Consider the following 15,489-nt stretch of genomic DNA (forward strand, 5'->3'; position numbering starts at 1 on the left):
GTTACAGCCATCAATCTAGCCAGTCAACCAGGCAAAAAAGCTTCCGCGTTGCACCAAATTTATGTAATTTTCATGGTACGTTTTTGCGACAAGATCGCATCTTAACCCACTAGAATTAACCCACTAGAATTAGCAAGACAGCGATCGCCTACTTAATCGGCAAGCATTAAGACCGAGACTTTGTTGCTTTTGTCTTTATAGGCGCTTGAATCTCAGTCCAGCAATTCTCATCGAATTGATTAATAATGAGACTATATCGTTGAAATGTTCCCTGCGTGGTTTGGCGATCAATCCAAACTGGTAAGCCAATTAACCCCCGATTATCCTTGACTAACCACTGAATTTCACCGTCTTCTGGACGATAATTTCTAATGCCATTAATTAATGCCCAAGATTCCCCTAAACTTAACCCACCAAAACGAGTAATCTGTTCGGGGGTTGCCAAAGCAATTGCAACTCGTTCATCAAGTTTGACAGTAGCCGATTCTTGAGTTGAATCAATTTTGATGACAACCTTGATATCAGTGAGGAGTTCTTGAAAATTGGGCTTAGAAAATTGACTAGGCGGGTAAGTGCCCATGTGCGTTTTACTAAACTTGTGATGTCGTTGTTTTCGGAGGATGCGAGAAATAGAAGGTATTCCCACAATACCAATCGCTAACTTTACTCCTAAATGGGCGGTTAAATCTTCTTCGCCAACTAATGATAGGAGAAAACCGTAAATAGTCGAAGGTGGAGGATAAAGATACGTTTCCTTGTAATCGCGAGCGAAACTGCGAGGAAAGCTACTACAAGGGCATTCTAGATACAGAATATCACTCATAAAACTTATACCCCTACTTTCAAAAGTCCTTGAGCCGCAGCGATCGCCGCTTTAATTCCGCGAAACACACTCACACCTAATTTCTCTAATTGCTTACCATAGGGAGTATCAGCAATTTCTCCAGCAACAATAAGTTCGCTAGCAGCAATATCTTTAACATCTACTAACCGAACTAAACGAGGACATCCAACTGATTCCCCAACTCGTTCAAAGCAATTCATAATCCAAGGACTGGGATCTTGAGTGACTCGAATAACAATTGATTCGGGGCGAAATTCATACAAGAACCGAGCATGATTTCCACCAACATGTTTAATCATAGGAATAGCATCAAGAATTAATTTAGCGCGGTCTGAATCTTTTAAAGCGCTAGGCGTCAAAGCCATCGTATACTGATAGGCAGTGCAATGAACTTCTGTATTATGAATGGAAGTTTTGCCTTTTTCGCCGCCTTTAGAACCAAAGACAATATCCCCCCAATAAGGATCGAGGCTGATAGCTCGACTGACCTCTAATACTCCCCGTCTTTTAGTTGTGGCATCTTTATTATCTGCTCCTTTCTTTGCATCCATGTAGCCGAAAATATCGTCATCGATATAATCTTCAGCTTTATATCGTTCATCTTTAATATTGTATTTATCAGTTTCTGGATCGAAAGTTCGGTTCACTTCTGTTGGTTTAATACTTTGTAAATATTCTCGATAAGCCCAACGAATAGCATCAGCACTCACTGTTGTATATTGATCGTTACCCCTCGTAATTTTTTGCAAAGTAGAAAGAGTACTACCATCTCCCTCTCCGCGATTATTAGCAGCAACAGCAGTGGGTGTAACTACGGTAACAAAGATATGTTGTGTCATGATTCTCCTTAAAAATTACAAAACTGATTACAAAAGCAAAAACCCTCGTGCGGAGGTTTCCTCTGTTGAGAGGTGTTTTTCAAGAGACTGAAAGTTCAAATTCGGCATCAACTTGAGAGTTAGATTCTTCAAGTACTTCTTCAGGAATTTCTGTTTGACCATCTTTTCCCTTACCTGTATAACTAGCAATAGCAAGTAAAGCTAAATCTCGCGCTTGTTTCCATTGGTTATCTTTATGCAACCACTGATAAATTTCAGCACCAACACCTCTAGTAGCTTTGCTGCGATGACGACTTAAAAAATCAACAATTGTTTTGGCAAAATCTTGCTGAGTGCTTGGACGCTGTAAGCGATTAATAACTTTATCAGTAACCTGCGGATAATCGGGTTCGCGACCTTGTTTTTGAGCTTGTATGCGTTGTTCTCGTAAATAACTACGAAATGCTCCTTGCACAGCATCAAAAAAAATCTGTTCTAATGGTTCAAGATATTGAGTCATTTTTACTAATCCTTTACGTTCGTAAATCTCGTTTTGTTTGTAAAAAGCATGAAAACCAAAATACCAAGGCTTATTCGCAATTAAATTGTCGCAAAGCCAAGGCAACACTTTTGAAGTAGCTAACCATGTTTCTCCTTTTTCATTTTGACGAACTTGTGGTTTAAAAAACTGAAAAGCTGAATCGTACAGTGCTAAAATAGCATCGCTTACTTTAACTCGATACACAGCTTGTTTAAGGTAACTTTGACTTCCATCCCATTGCTGTTTACCTAATTGATAAACTTCACAATAATCAACTCGAAATTGTCGGTTATCTTGAAGCAATCTTTCTTGGAGTAAAAATCGTAAAGCTGATTCTCCTGAACTGCTAGAGTGGAAGTTTTTGTAAGTTCTCCCAGCTAATTTTTGTCGTCGTCCAACCCATTGTTGAAGATTTTTAACTTCTGGGATAACAACGGCTGAACGGTATCCTGGTAAATGATAATAACTACAAGCTAGTGGGAGAAAGAGCAAGGATAAAAAACCTTGGGGAGATTCTTGATAGGCACCATGAGCAAAACACTCTACTAAGCCTGGTAAATGATGACCTTTGACTGGAATTTTGGATTTAAAGGCACCTTTACTACTAAAGAGTTCTTGAAAATCTCCTGTATAGTAACAGTCTTCAACAGGGCGAAAAGAGCGCGAGATTTCTGGTTGACCTTCATCAATTGAAAAAGTTAAATTAATCGCTGCTTTCGATTGTTTGCGTTGTTTTCCATGCTGAAGAAAAGTTGACATAACTCCTTCAGTAAATGTGTACTTACCTTGTAAATCAAGATTTAATGCTGGCACATCTAGATAGCCATTTTGAATGCGATAGGTTTGCTGAATTAAACTTAAGACTGCTTCTTTATCGCTACATTTCCATGACAGTTTGACAGCATCTTCGGTAACTTCCCACTCGAAAGGCACATCATCAGGATTGATCGCAGATAAAGCTAAAGCTAAGCCAGCAATTCCAGCACGATGGGGAAGTAAAGTATTGGGGTCAAAAATAGATAGAGTAAGTGTCACCTTGAGTTCTCCTCTTTAAGCTCATAAGCTCCTAATTCGGCTGAATAACTCCACTGTTGTTTTGGCGCTACAGGATAAAATTTGTATCTTTCCCATTTGTGAGTATTCTTGGTAGGAATTGGCACGGTGTAACGAGGAAGTTCTTTAGCGCGTAGAGATTTAACTGTATTCAAATCTTGTTCGAGTAAGGCAGTAATGTTATTACCTGCTTCTCGTAGCGATGTCGAGTAAGTTCGCCAGTTTCCATCTAGTAAGACTGATTGCAGATCTGGATTACCTTTGTCATCCGAACTTTCTAACCACCGCGCTAAATCTCCTTGACAGACTTCTCCTGTAAAGGACTGAATAAGTCTTAATCCATCATTAAGTTCTTTTTCACTGTAGGGATAGCCCTTCTTCTCATCTTCATAAAAAACAGCATCCAAAGCACGACCGCAGTAGCGTCTGTTTAGTCTTCCTAGTCGCTGAATTAACCCTGCTGGATCGGCAATTTGGGAAATTAACAGGGTTGCTGAAAGATCGAGGGACATTTCTGCAACTTGAGTGGCGATCGCAAGTACAGGCTTCTGTTGTTCGGGTTTAAACGCATCGACAACATCGCGGTGATGTCGTACCCGATCTTGATAGCGATAGCGACTGTGATAAAGAAGAGTGTTGAATCCTTTGGCTTTGGCTTCTTGGTAAACTGCGATAGCAGTATTAACTTGATTGCACACCCATAGTACTTTTCCTCCTGTTTGCAGTTCTCGTTCAACTCTCTCCCAATCAGGCGTTTTGGCGAAATGAAAACGATAGCGAGGCTGTTGTTCTATCTCCACAGGACCAGAGATAATTTCAATCGGTTCGCCGACTGCTGTAGCGATCGCTTCTTTTTGCCAAGGTAAGAAAGACGCAGACATCAGTAAAATCGGCGCTTTGACAACTGCTAAAAACCGCAGCAAAGCACCAAATAAGCGGTCATCGTAACAATGAACCTCGTCAAACACAAAAGCTGCTTGGGCGATCGCCGGAAAACAATAAATCGATTTCCGATTGCATTGCAGCAGTCCGAGGACGGTATCAACCGTACAAACAATCGCTTCTTTACCCCAAGCTTGAAACGATTCTAATTTGAGATTGGCTTCATCATTTGTTTCACCAACTTCCTCTTCTTCTCCTGTAGTAGCCATTTCTAAATCCACATCAGCACGAGAATGAAGCAGAACTGAATCAACTTGATGATGAACGTAGTCAAGAAACCCTTCGGTGCTAGTTCCTGTCGTGGGATAGCAAAAAATCATTTTTCTGCCAATGGCTTTCGACTGTCCCCATTTATAGGCTCCAAGCGTTTTTCCTGTGCCACAGCCTGCTCTTGCTAAAGTGACTCGTGCTGAACTTTGCGCTAACTGAATTTGAAAAGGACGCAATTCTTTGCCATTTAGTCGCGCGTTGATAACTTGTTGAAGTTTATTTTCATCAAGGGTGCGTTGAATTTGTTCAGTAATCCAATGCTGAATCGATAACTTTGTATTGGGAATCGCAGAACCTACTGCATCACCTGCAATTAAAAGAGCTTTGATAACCGCCAGCACCACTGGATCGACTTGCCTATCCGTCAAGAAATCTTGAATCTCAAATTGTTTTTCTTTAATCTGGCTTACTGACCACGTAATTGAAGGTTTCCGAGCAAGTTTAATAGTTTGCGGCAATCCCAAAGCTTTAATTCCATATTTCAGCAATTGGCGAAAATGAGGATTGTATTGAATTTTTCCATCAACGGCATCGAGAACGTACAAATGAATGCGATCGTCGCCACTAGCACGAATTTCTCCGAATTCATCAGTGCATTTTCCGTCTCTACCTCCAAGTTTTAAATGATGTCCTCCTGCTGCTACTACCGCAGTTAAAAAATCTCCTTGATTTTGCAGCCATTCTCGAAACTCCCACGCTAGAAGTACTGAAGCCACCTCATGACGAATCATTTGAGGACTATCGGGTAAATATCGCTGTGGAGAAGCATTCGGCATCTTGGCACGAACGACTCCTTGAAAATGATCGTTGGCTTTTCCCCAATCGTGAATGTAAGCACTTAGACGGGCTGTTACCTTGAGTTCAGCTAAACTGCACTGAAGTCCAAACTGTTCAATTAAGCGATCGCCCAAAGTATCTACTAACGTGGTGACAGCATTAACCACATCTGCGGTATGTCCTACCAGTCCATAAGAACCTCTCCAAGCACCTGCTTTAAAAGACTTAGCTAGTAGAATGTCTGGCACTAATTTAGGCGGCATGCGTTTCCTCCTTGACGGGATAAAACCAACCACAGCCAAAGTGTTTGCGTCCTCCTAAACCTAAAAATTGAACTTTCAGCGAATCAGTTTCGTTTAACCCCTCAATAACCACGCCGTAGCCCAAAACATTTCTCTCTCTAATCTTGAGCGCCCGTAAAGCTAAATCTCCTTGAGAATTGCTATCAATAAACGCTTGAGCATTGACTTCCATTTTGGCGAGGGCTTTCTGACAAGATTCCAGAAAATAAAATGGTGCGTCTTGAGCGTTCCATCGTTCTAAACGAAACGTCACCAATCTAGCTTTGAGAACTTTGCTGCTTTGAGGCAACGTTAAGCGGGGCTGAATCAGTCGAATTAGATGTCCGCGAATATCTAAAACCTGATTTTGCAGCAAGCGATACCACTGTTGCGCTTGTTGAGTTGGACATCGCAATCGAAACCGAGAAGCTTGGTTTAAATAAATGACTCCACTACGATCTGCAACGCCTGGGATGCTACAGAGCAAAACTTCTGGAGGTAAATCGTCACCTAACAAACCTTGGTGCTGTTGGCACAGGTGTTTTAATGCTGAGTAAAGGGCGTAGCCATGATCTGCGGGTAAGGTCTGCCCTCGTAAGGAAAATTGAACTTCCACAAAATTCATAAGTTTACTCCTTTGTTATTAACAAGTGATAACTTCTACTCATTCCCTCAACTTCTGCTTTCACCAATTCCACCAACTCAGTTGGCGCTTGCACTACTGCACCCTTGCCGTAACCCAGTACCCAACGTTTCAAGTCATTTAACCCCGAAGTTGTCAGATGCAAAGTTAATGAACCATCGAGGTGTTCTTCAATTTCTTGAGTAACGTGCCAGCGACGTTCGCGAATAAAAGGCGCTACCGATGCGTCAAACCAAATAGCCACAGAGACTGGGTGTCCCCCGACCTCATGCTGAAAAATCTTCTGCAAGTAAGTTTTCGGGTCGAAATTGGACTTGCGCTCAAAGGTTTCATCGAGTAGCCGTAGTTCCTGAATGCGGTCGATGCGAAACCAACGGATTTCTTGGCGTTTGTGGCAAAAACCAATTACATAAGGGTTAGTAGCGCGGTAAATGTGAAGCAAATAAGGATCGATAACTCGTTCGGATTCCTCAAGCCGAGTTGCTGCATAGTAGCGAATCCACACCCGCTTTGACGTTCGACAAGCTTCTAATAACTGCTGCCAAATCAGCGGGTTAAGGTTGACCATTTGCGCCCCTGCCCGAAAGACGATTCGTTCGTCGGCTAGCTGCTGTAAATCAATCCAAGTTTGCTCTGGTAATCGCTCGGATAACCGTTCAATTGACGATCGCAATTCCTGTTCGTACGCCGAACCTGCGTAGGCTTCTAGCATTCTTGCTCCCAATGTCAGCGCAAACAGTTCTCCTTTACTCAAAGAAACGCTCGGCAGTCGCCATGCCAGATCGGTGTAACGCCAACCTGTTTTTTTGCGATACTCCAAGGGTGCATGATAGCGATCGCGCAAAAATGCTAAATCGTCTCGAATCGTGCGATCGCTTACTTCTAAAGCCCGAGCCAAGCTAAGGCTAGTTTGACCGCCACTTGAGCGCAAGAGATGATCGATTTGTAGCAGCCTTTCCAGATGACGCGACATAGTTCTATAGATTGAGAGTTTATCTCATCCTATGAAAGTAACCAGGAAAAAAAGCTTCCGCTTTCTTTGTCAGTTTTCCCAATTTTTAAAGTTCTGATAACAAAGACTTGTAATTAGACTGCCTGTCTGAAGGTTTGTCACCCTACATCCATTGTCCTGTCTGGTTTTTAGACACTTATACTCAAGTTTTCTCTGGCTTTTAATTCGCAAAGAGTGATATTAGTTGACTATCAACTCAAAACTCGTGTATCGAGATCAAATTCTCATGTCATCGCCTTCTACTATTTTTGACTGCATTGTTATTGGTGCAGGACTTGCTGGACTTGTTGCTGCCCGCAATCTACAGCGATTAGGTCGATGTGTGCTGCTTATTGAAGCACAAGATCGCATTGGTGGTCGGATGCACGGTCAGTATTTACCATCAAAGCAGTGGATCGATCGGGGAGGACAATGGGTGGGTCCAACGCAAGATCGCATTTTAGCCTTACTTGACGAGTACAACGTACGTCGTTTTCCATCACCATCTGAAGGGCTGAAAGTACTTGTATTTGATGGACAGCGCTACGAGTTTGACGGTTTTTTCCAAGGTTTCCCTGAAGGAGAAGCCCCAGGAGTTAGCGAAGCAGAATGGCGCGATGCTATGGATGCATGGCAGCGTTTTGAAGCTCTTTCGCAAGCTTTACCCGCAGGACACCCACATCGCAATGACACAAATCAACAACTCGACAGCGATACATTTGCAAGGTGGATTGCAGATAATACGCACACTGCTTTTGGTCGCTGGTACTTTTCTTATATGGCTCGTGCTATCGGCTACCTTGGACCTGCCGAACCTCATCAGATATCGCTTTTACACGCCCTTTGGGGACAAAAATCTGCGCCCCAGTCTGAACACCCCGAAGCCGAACTTTTGCATGGTGGTGCAGGACAAATTCCCCAGAAAATAGCAGATGAATTGAAAAATCAAATTCGGCTGAGCGAACCTGTGTTACGCATTCGTCAAGACAGTACAAAAGTTGAAGTTGAAACAACTAAAAATGCCTACACGGCACAGTTTGCAATTGTAGCAATGCCACCTTATCACGCAGGTAGAATCACTTACGATCCGCCGATGCCACCTTTACGATCGCAACTGACACAGCGGGTACCGATGGGATGCTGTGCCAAAATTATGGTTTCTTACGATCGCCCATTCTGGCGGGCAAAGAAGTTGGCTGGAATTGCGATTGGCAATTGTCAGTGGCTTGAACTTTGTGCAGATAGTTCCGATCCAGAAACTGGAGTTGGAGTAATCGCAACGTTTGTCGTAGGCGATCGCTACAGTCGTTGGCGGGCAAAAAGTGACAGCGATCGCCGTGCTGCTGTTCTTTCTGACTTAGCAATCTACTTTGGCGAGGAAGCTTTGTCGCCCTCTACTTATAATGAAGTGGATTGGCCAGGCGACCCTTGGACAGGAGGCGGATATGCTGCGTTTATGCCACCTGGGGTGTGGACAAGCTTTGGTGAGGCACTCACAGCCCCCGTAGGACGCATTCATTGGGCAGGTACTGAAATGGCTGACCGCTGGGCTGGTTTCTTTGATGGTGCTGTGCGGACAGGTGAGGCAGCAGCTGAGGCAATTCAGTCGCTTCTATTAGCCGGATCGTCTCAATAAAAAATTGAGTTGAGCTTAGTCTAAAGTTTACGCGATCGCTAGCTATTCATTAAGGAAACAAGCGATTGCAAGTCTGGTACTTCTAAATTTGGTTGACTACTCTTGGGTAAATGAGTGCTATCTTGCGCGTTGCGATTTACCCAGACTGTTGTTAATCCCAGCGATCGCGCTGGAACGATATCGTGATACAAACTGGCGGCAACGTGTAAGATTTGCTCTTGTGGGATGCCGATTCTAGAAAATGCCAGCTTGAAATTATTTAAGGAAGGTTTGTAGCTTTTTGCTTGTTCGGCTGTAATAATCTCATCAAATTCAACTTTTAAGTGCTTCGCAGTCGCTGCAAAGAGATCGTCATCTATATTAGAAATAATGACTAACTTATACTTCTGTTTAAGCCACTGAAGTGCTTCTACCGTGTCAGGAAAAGGTTGCCAATTTTGTAGCGATTCAGGAAGTGATTCTATTTGAGTTGCCGTTGGTGTAAAACCAAAGCGATCGCCAAACTTTTGTACGCCTTTTTGCAAAACTTCTCGATATTTAATATAATCCTCTTGCTGAATTCCTGGTTCAACTTCAGCATAATAATTAATAATTTCACGGTCATTAACTTTTACATCATGAGCCGATAGAATGGGCTTCAATGCACCTAAAATACCGCTTTCCCAATCGATTAGAGTCCCGTAGCAATCAAAAGTTAAAGCTTGATAATTATTAAAATCAATCATCTTTCTGTTCCAAGGCATTTAAATGTGCTATTAACGCTTGACCATCACCGTTGTGTTCTTGAGCAATTTGCTCTGCAACTTCAGCATTACCTGAACAAATCGCGTCAACTAAACTTTCGTGTTGCAATCTAATTTCATCTAGATCTGGATGAATCGCATTGCAAGACACGATATATAATCTAATTTGTTGTTCGACAATTTTGTATTGTTGCTGCAAGCGTTGGTGTTCTGAAAGTTCAATAATAGTTTTATGCAGCGCAAAGTCTGTATCTGCTAACTCTTGCCATTTTCCGAGTTTTGCAGCTTTGACTAATTGCTGTAGTTTAGTATGCAAAATCTTTGTTTTAGCAGGTGTAATTGATTCAGCAAGTAGTTTTGCAGCTAATCCTTCTAAAGCATTGCGTAGCGTATAAAGTTCCCAAGCATCGCGCGAACTTAATCCAGAAACTGCACAACCACGATACGGAAATTGTTCGACTAAACCTTCGTACGTTAACTGTTGTAGTGCGGCGCGAATCGTACCGCGACTTAAATTTAATCGTTCAGATAATTCAATTTCTAACAACCGCGAACCTGGTGGAAGAACACCACTGAGAATTTCTTCACGAATCGCATCCGCAGCTTGTACTTCAAGACTGCGATGAACAATTGTAAGTTGCGATCGCCTCTTCATAGAGAATGTACTGGGAGCAGCATTAAGCAATAGTCTATGAAGAAAATTGTAGATTGTCAACAATCTACAATGCTAAAGTGAACAAGAGCTAATCTCGTGCATGCAAGATGTCTTTAACTTCTAGCCCATCACTCCGTACTGAATTGAGGGAGTTTCTGCGACTCGCAATCCCCTTGGCAAGCGCTCAAGTTGCGCAATCAGCAACAGGGTTTGTCGATACTGTGATTATGGGCAGATTAGGACAAGAAACCTTAGCCGCGGGAGGACTTGCGGCAATTACCTTCACTGCGCTACTCAATACGGCAAGTGGTGTTGTCATCGGAGTTAGCCCTTTAGTGGCGGAAGCTTACGGCGCAGGAAACAAAGCACGAGTTCAACAAGTGGCGCGTCAAGGGCTATGGCTGTCATTGATACTTGCAATTCCTGTAATGATCTTCCTCAGCAACATCGATACGCTGATGCGTCAGTTTGGACAACAAGCAACAACAGTAGCGCTAGCAAAGACATATATAGATATCATGCTTTGGGGTTTATTCCCTGCTTTAGCGTTTGCAACGTTGCGTAGTGTTGTTTCAGGGCTTTCGCATGCACGTCCAGTCATGCTCATTGTTATTGGCGGTACGCTGTTTAATATTGCAGGTAACTATGTTTTAGGGTTTGGTAAATTAGGGTTTCCCGCACTGGGGCTACAGGGGCTTGCTTGGGCAAGTATTGTCTCGCTTTGGGGAATGTTTTTATCGCTCGTTGCTTACACGTTGAGACACCCGAAAATTAAAACTTATCGCTTGTTTGAAAATTTACATCAGTTGAAGTTGCGCATCTTTTGGGAATTGGTGTTAATTGGCGTACCAATTGGGGTATCTGCGGCGTTAGAAACCGGACTCTTTACAGTTGTCACTTATTTGATGGGTGCATTAGGAACTGAAGTACTCGCTGCGCATCAAATCATCTTGCAAACCATTATCGTCATCTTCATGGTACCGCTAGGAATGTCGTTTGCGACAACGATTCGCGTTGGACAGTGGAGTGGACAGCAAAATTATACTGCGGCAAGACTAGCAGGTTATGTGGGGATAACGAGTGGAGTGGTATTTATGACATTTATGGCGATCGCACTTTTGACATTTCCCCAGCAAGTTATAGGGTTATATATCGATGTCCGCGCGCCAGAAAATGCCTCACTATTGACGATCGTCATGCCCATGCTAGCGATCGCGGCTGTCGCTCAAATTATTGATGGCATGCAGAAAACAGCATCCGGCGCACTTTATGGACTCAAAGATACGCGCGTACCAATGTTGATTAGCTTCTGTACCTTCTGGGGAGTTGGCTTAACCACTGGCTACCTACTTGGATTTCATTTTGGTTTGGGTGGTACGGGATTGTGGTTAGGACAATCAATTGGCGTGGCGATCGCTGCTGGAGTTTTCGTATGGCGCTTTCATCAACTTAGTTTGTCTAAAAGTTGGTGATTGGTAATTGGTAATTGGTAATTGGTAATCGGTAATTAGTGATATTCAACTCAAAACTCATAACTCAAAACTGATCGCTAACTACTAGTCACTAGCCATTCATAACTCAAAACTGGTCGCTAACTACTAGTCACTAGCCACTCAAAACTCATAACTCATAACTTCTAAGTAAGCGCCGCTTTTCCTGTCCATCCTGCAAGGTTAGCAATCACAGCAACTAACTCAGTAGGATTTACAGGTTTGGCTATATGCATTTGAAATCCTGCTGCTAGGGCACGGGTGCGGTCTTCTACTCTGGCGTAGGCTGTTAAAGCAACAGCCGGAATTTTACCACCATTTTGTGCTTCCATCGCTCGGATGCGGCGGATGAGACTGTAGCCATCTTCCCCAGGCATACCAATATCACTAACTAAAATATCCGGTTGAAACTGTTCAATGGCGGCGATCGCTTCTGCAACCGACGCTGCTGTTTTTACGAGGGCTTGACATTCTTGAAGTACTGTTGCGAGTAAATCGCGTGCATCCGCCTCATCATCAACGACAAGAATTTTTAAATTACTCAATACTGGGGCATAATCAAAAGAAACGTCACCGCCTACTGTCGGATGGACTCGTTCTGATTCATTTGTCTTTAAAACAACTGTGAGCGGTAATTGCACCACAAAAGTTGCTCCTTGCCCTTCACCAGGGCTTTGTGCTTGCACAGTACCGCCATGCAGTTCGACTAAATGACGCACGATCGCTAATCCCAAACCTAAACCACCATGCGATCGCGTGTGCGTACTATCAGCTTGTCGAAAGCGCTCAAAAATATACGGTAGAAAATCAGCGCTAATGCCTTTTCCTGTATCACTAACAATAATTTCAACGTGCGAGTTAACTCGCTCTAGTCGCACTTGCACCCGCCCGCCCTTTGGCGTAAACTTAATCGCATTCGATAATAAATTCCACACGACTTGCTGTAAGCGATCCGAATCTCCCGAAACCGGACCTGCTGAGGGATCGAGTACACTTTGAATCCGCACTTGCTTGGCATCAGCCGCTGGGCGTACAGTATCAATTGCTGCCTCAATCACCGGAACAAGCTCAATCGGGCGAACGTGTAAGCGCAGTTTCCCAGTAATAATTCGCGAAATATCCAGCAGATCTTCGATTAAGTTTGCTTGACCTCTGGCGTTACGCTCAATCGCTTCTAGCGCCCGCGATCGCGTTGCTTCGTTTAGCTTCTGGCTGCGGAGAAGTTGCGACCATCCTAACATGGCATTGAGCGGGGTACGCAACTCATGCGAAAGCATCGACAGAAACTCATCTTTGGCGCGATTTGCTGCTTCTGCAATTGCACGGGCTTCTTGTTCGCGTACGAGTAACTCATCTTTCAACTTGTTGGCAGCTTCTAGCTGCGCAGTGCGATCGCTTACTCGTTGTTCGAGTTCCAGATTCAAAGTGCGAATTTGTGCTTCCGCCCGTTCGCGTTCAGCAATTTGATTGCGTAACTCTAAGTTAGCTGCTTCAAGCTCGGCTGGACTTGGCAAGGCTAAAGCCTGCGGTACTAGCGGCACAAGCAATACAGCAGTATAAACAGAAACAACAGCTGTTAAAAGTTTAATTGTTCCTGACAACCAGTAATGAGGATACCATAGCGTCCAGATTCCCATTAAGTGAGTGGTTCCGCACGCCACAATAAAAGCACCAAACAACAGAAAGATCCAGTTAAAAGGTAAATCTTTCCGCTGGCGAACAAAATAGAACAGCGTCAAGGGAATTGAGTAGTAAGCAAGCGCAATCAGTGAGTCTGAGAAGATATGTAGCCCTACTAATTCTGGTTTCCAAAGATAGCAGTGTCCGTGAGGAATAAACGCCTCAACGATAGTTTGCTGAGCAAATCCGCTCAGATGTCCTAGCTCACCATGCAAAAATTCTAACGTCAAACTGTTCATCTTTATTTATTATTGAGCCATCCCACGCGTGCGGAAAGATTTAGGTTCATTCAACCTTGAGAGATCATTTCAGCCCGATTCAATCATTATGATATTTAATTCACGAGCATATGTTTCGAAAAACAAAAAATGAGTAGCGGTATCTACTCGCTAGCTTTCGTGCAGTTTTTAGAAAGAATAACTGACTCCCACCGAAGCACCCACTTGTGTTGTATCCAGAAAACCAGCATCAACGCTGATACTTGCACCAAAAGCATCCGCGATCGGTATATCTAAACCGACAGTTGCCATCGGAGCCACTTGTCCATTGTCTCCTGTTGTAATGACAATACCACCACCAATATAAGGAGTCACGCTATCTTCGATGTCTGTGTCTGCGCCTGTTGGAAAATCGATCGTTAAAGGAACAGTAATATTTGGGTCAGACGTTAAACCGACCGAAGGACGCACTGAAAGCGAGTCAGTCAAGCCAATTCTACTATTAATTGAGAAGCTACTTTCGCCCATGGCGGTATCTCCAGTAATGCCAACGTTACCACTAACACCAATCGAGAAGCGCGATCGCCCATTTGTATCACCTGTTAACGGCTGTAAGCCTTGAGCAATGACTAAAGGTTCCGCTTGTTGCGGATTTGCAGTGATGCTTTGAGCTTGTACCGTTCCACCGAATCCAACGGTTAAGATTGTGCATCCGGTTGCAGCAACATACTTGAACATGAGTTCGCCCTGGTGAAATGTATTACAGAAAAACAGCTAATCGCTAATCACTACTAGCTATCAAGTAATATTTATTACTTTTCTATCTAAGCTAGCGATATCACATACTTATACTGCATCTGATAAAACGCTCATCATACTAAAGGTTGAAATAGCAAAGCTTAAAAAGCTGTCAATTGCTGTAAGTAGGTTAAAAGTGGACTTTTAATAGGCAAAATATTTTTGTAAATTTGCATTTCCTGAGGAATTTGCTGAATTACTGCGGCTAGTTGCGATGCGATTTGGCGATCGCGCACAATTGACTTTAATGCATACACGTAAGTACGAATCGTAAATAAGATACCACCACTTTTAGGCAACCGTCGCAGAGTTTGTCGCTCGACTCTTAGCCACAATTTCTCCCCAGCATTCTCAGCAGTAATATCCTCACCAAATGCTGCACAACCATGCGGCTGGGTGAGAAACAACTCAGGAGAGTCAACAATACCCCAGTTAAGACGATATCCAGGAAACTCTGGTTTGAGGCGATCGAAGAATTTATTCACAGGTTGCTCTAGCTTTTGGGCATAACCAGGAACCGGATCGTGAATCTGCATTAGCGGACGTCCCAACTTTTCTGACAAGCGCCACCGTGCTGGAAAGCAAACTGAACCTGCTGTCAAGATATATTCACTGTCGTTGCGTTGCATTAAACATAAATCTTCTTGAACCAAACGTCCAGCTAAATCGAGTGAATTTTTAGTAAAATCACGTAAATTCCAAATTTGGTTGGTAACTTTATTAACTATATGGTCGTCTTGCTGCTGATAATAGTTGGGGAAATACTGCAATAAATGCTCTAATATAAGCTCTAATACTTCCTGTTGTCCTGCTTCACTTTCGGGAAGACAGCCAAACACATCTGAGTATTGTTCTCTATGTAACTTATCTTTGTAGTTCAATTCTTTAGCAAAGTCTTCATCAATCTCAATCCAGTGTTGCAACTGTAGAGGCTTCAGCCCCATTGCCATTCGCCATTGCCCATCTGCAAAGGGTAAATAAAGAGGTTTCACCTAATACTTCTCCCTCGAATATCGCCACACCTACTAAAGTTTAATAAAGTCTGCTTAACGATTGTTATTAACGTGCCAAGCAGTTCAAGAATATGCTGAGGCAATATTTGCAGAGGC

The 15,489-nt window shown here is 43.2% G+C and carries 13 protein-coding genes; 2 read left to right on the forward strand and 11 right to left on the reverse strand.

Translation table 11 applies throughout. From position 1 onward, the window contains the following. Positions 1 to 166 precede the first annotated feature (166 nt). From cas5 to B1A85_RS02290, 6 genes are all read right to left on the reverse strand, one after another. Positions 167 to 823 (reverse strand): type I-MYXAN CRISPR-associated protein Cas5/Cmx5/DevS, encoded by a 657-nt coding sequence (gene cas5 / locus B1A85_RS02265; protein ID WP_104545296.1) that lies wholly within the window; start codon positions 821 to 823, stop codon positions 167 to 169. A gap of 5 nt (positions 824 to 828) precedes the next feature. Further along, positions 829 to 1,683, reverse strand: a complete 855-nt coding sequence (gene cas7i / locus B1A85_RS02270) for a type I-B CRISPR-associated protein Cas7/Cst2/DevR (RefSeq protein WP_104545297.1) — start codon at positions 1,681 to 1,683, stop codon at positions 829 to 831. Positions 1,684 to 1,762: 79 nt separating this feature from the next. Then, the gene (gene cas8a1, locus B1A85_RS02275; protein WP_104545298.1) at positions 1,763 to 3,238 is read right to left on the reverse strand and encodes a type I-MYXAN CRISPR-associated Cas8a1/Cmx1; all 1,476 of its coding nucleotides are present in this window, start codon (positions 3,236 to 3,238) and stop codon (positions 1,763 to 1,765) included. Continuing rightward, a complete protein-coding gene (locus B1A85_RS02280; RefSeq protein ID WP_104545299.1) occupies positions 3,235 to 5,508 on the reverse strand; it encodes a CRISPR-associated helicase/endonuclease Cas3 in 2,274 nt (757 codons plus the stop codon). Before B1A85_RS02280 ends, cas8a1 begins: the two co-directional genes overlap by 4 nt. Beyond that, positions 5,498 to 6,151 (reverse strand): type I-MYXAN CRISPR-associated protein Cas6/Cmx6, encoded by a 654-nt coding sequence (cas6, locus tag B1A85_RS02285; protein WP_104545300.1) that lies wholly within the window; start codon positions 6,149 to 6,151, stop codon positions 5,498 to 5,500. The genes B1A85_RS02280 and cas6 overlap by 11 nt, the downstream gene beginning before the upstream one ends. A 4-nt stretch (positions 6,152 to 6,155) precedes the next feature. Further along, a complete protein-coding gene (locus B1A85_RS02290; protein ID WP_104545301.1) occupies positions 6,156 to 7,142 on the reverse strand; it encodes a YafY family protein in 987 nt (328 codons plus the stop codon). Between the two features lie 265 nt (positions 7,143 to 7,407). Between B1A85_RS02290 and B1A85_RS02295 the strand changes: the two genes are divergently transcribed. After that, positions 7,408 to 8,796: a flavin monoamine oxidase family protein gene (locus B1A85_RS02295; RefSeq protein ID WP_104545302.1), complete on the forward strand. Its 1,389-nt coding sequence runs from the start codon at positions 7,408 to 7,410 to the stop codon at positions 8,794 to 8,796. 38 nt (positions 8,797 to 8,834) lie between these two features. Here B1A85_RS02295 and B1A85_RS02300 read toward each other — a convergent pair whose 3' ends face one another. Further along, on the reverse strand, positions 8,835 to 9,521 hold the full coding sequence (locus B1A85_RS02300) for a haloacid dehalogenase type II (protein WP_104545303.1): 687 nt from the start codon (positions 9,519 to 9,521) through the stop codon (positions 8,835 to 8,837). Then, the gene (locus B1A85_RS02305; RefSeq protein WP_104545304.1) at positions 9,514 to 10,194 is read right to left on the reverse strand and encodes a GntR family transcriptional regulator; all 681 of its coding nucleotides are present in this window, start codon (positions 10,192 to 10,194) and stop codon (positions 9,514 to 9,516) included. Before B1A85_RS02305 ends, B1A85_RS02300 begins: the two co-directional genes overlap by 8 nt. Positions 10,195 to 10,301: 107 nt before the next feature. Between B1A85_RS02305 and B1A85_RS02310 the strand changes: the two genes are divergently transcribed. Next, positions 10,302 to 11,666, forward strand: a complete 1,365-nt coding sequence (locus B1A85_RS02310; protein WP_104545305.1) for an MATE family efflux transporter — start codon at positions 10,302 to 10,304, stop codon at positions 11,664 to 11,666. Between the two features lie 164 nt (positions 11,667 to 11,830). Here B1A85_RS02310 and B1A85_RS02315 read toward each other — a convergent pair whose 3' ends face one another. The 3 genes from B1A85_RS02315 to B1A85_RS02325 form a co-directional block, all read right to left on the reverse strand. Beyond that, positions 11,831 to 13,603: an ATP-binding protein gene (locus tag B1A85_RS02315; RefSeq protein ID WP_104545306.1), complete on the reverse strand. Its 1,773-nt coding sequence runs from the start codon at positions 13,601 to 13,603 to the stop codon at positions 11,831 to 11,833. 168 nt (positions 13,604 to 13,771) lie between these two features. Next, positions 13,772 to 14,320, reverse strand: coding sequence for a hypothetical protein (locus B1A85_RS02320; protein ID WP_104545307.1), 549 nt, complete (start codon positions 14,318 to 14,320; stop codon positions 13,772 to 13,774). 161 nt (positions 14,321 to 14,481) lie between these two features. Further along, entirely contained in the window at positions 14,482 to 15,372 is an 891-nt protein-coding gene (locus B1A85_RS02325) for a DUF3445 domain-containing protein (protein WP_104545308.1), read from the reverse strand. Between the last annotated feature and the right edge of the window lie 117 nt (positions 15,373 to 15,489).

This window comes from Chroococcidiopsis sp. TS-821 (assembly GCF_002939305.1).
Taxonomy (GTDB): Bacteria; Cyanobacteriota; Cyanobacteriia; order Cyanobacteriales; family Chroococcidiopsidaceae; genus Chroogloeocystis.

Coding starts and splice junctions, on each gene's coding strand:
- cas7i (WP_104545297.1), bottom strand. CDS start 1,683: ATGACACAACATATCTTTGTTACCGTAGTTACACCCACTGCTGTTGCT.
- cas6 (WP_104545300.1), bottom strand. CDS start 6,151: ATGAATTTTGTGGAAGTTCAATTTTCCTTACGAGGGCAGACCTTACCC.
- B1A85_RS02295 (WP_104545302.1), top strand. CDS start 7,408: ATGTCATCGCCTTCTACTATTTTTGACTGCATTGTTATTGGTGCAGGA.
- B1A85_RS02305 (WP_104545304.1), bottom strand. CDS start 10,194: ATGAAGAGGCGATCGCAACTTACAATTGTTCATCGCAGTCTTGAAGTA.
- B1A85_RS02290 (WP_104545301.1), bottom strand. CDS start 7,142: ATGTCGCGTCATCTGGAAAGGCTGCTACAAATCGATCATCTCTTGCGC.
- B1A85_RS02310 (WP_104545305.1), top strand. CDS start 10,302: ATGTCTTTAACTTCTAGCCCATCACTCCGTACTGAATTGAGGGAGTTT.
- cas5 (WP_104545296.1), bottom strand. CDS start 823: ATGAGTGATATTCTGTATCTAGAATGCCCTTGTAGTAGCTTTCCTCGC.
- B1A85_RS02320 (WP_104545307.1), bottom strand. CDS start 14,320: ATGTTCAAGTATGTTGCTGCAACCGGATGCACAATCTTAACCGTTGGA.
- B1A85_RS02315 (WP_104545306.1), bottom strand. CDS start 13,603: ATGAACAGTTTGACGTTAGAATTTTTGCATGGTGAGCTAGGACATCTG.
- B1A85_RS02280 (WP_104545299.1), bottom strand. CDS start 5,508: ATGCCGCCTAAATTAGTGCCAGACATTCTACTAGCTAAGTCTTTTAAA.
- B1A85_RS02300 (WP_104545303.1), bottom strand. CDS start 9,521: ATGATTGATTTTAATAATTATCAAGCTTTAACTTTTGATTGCTACGGG.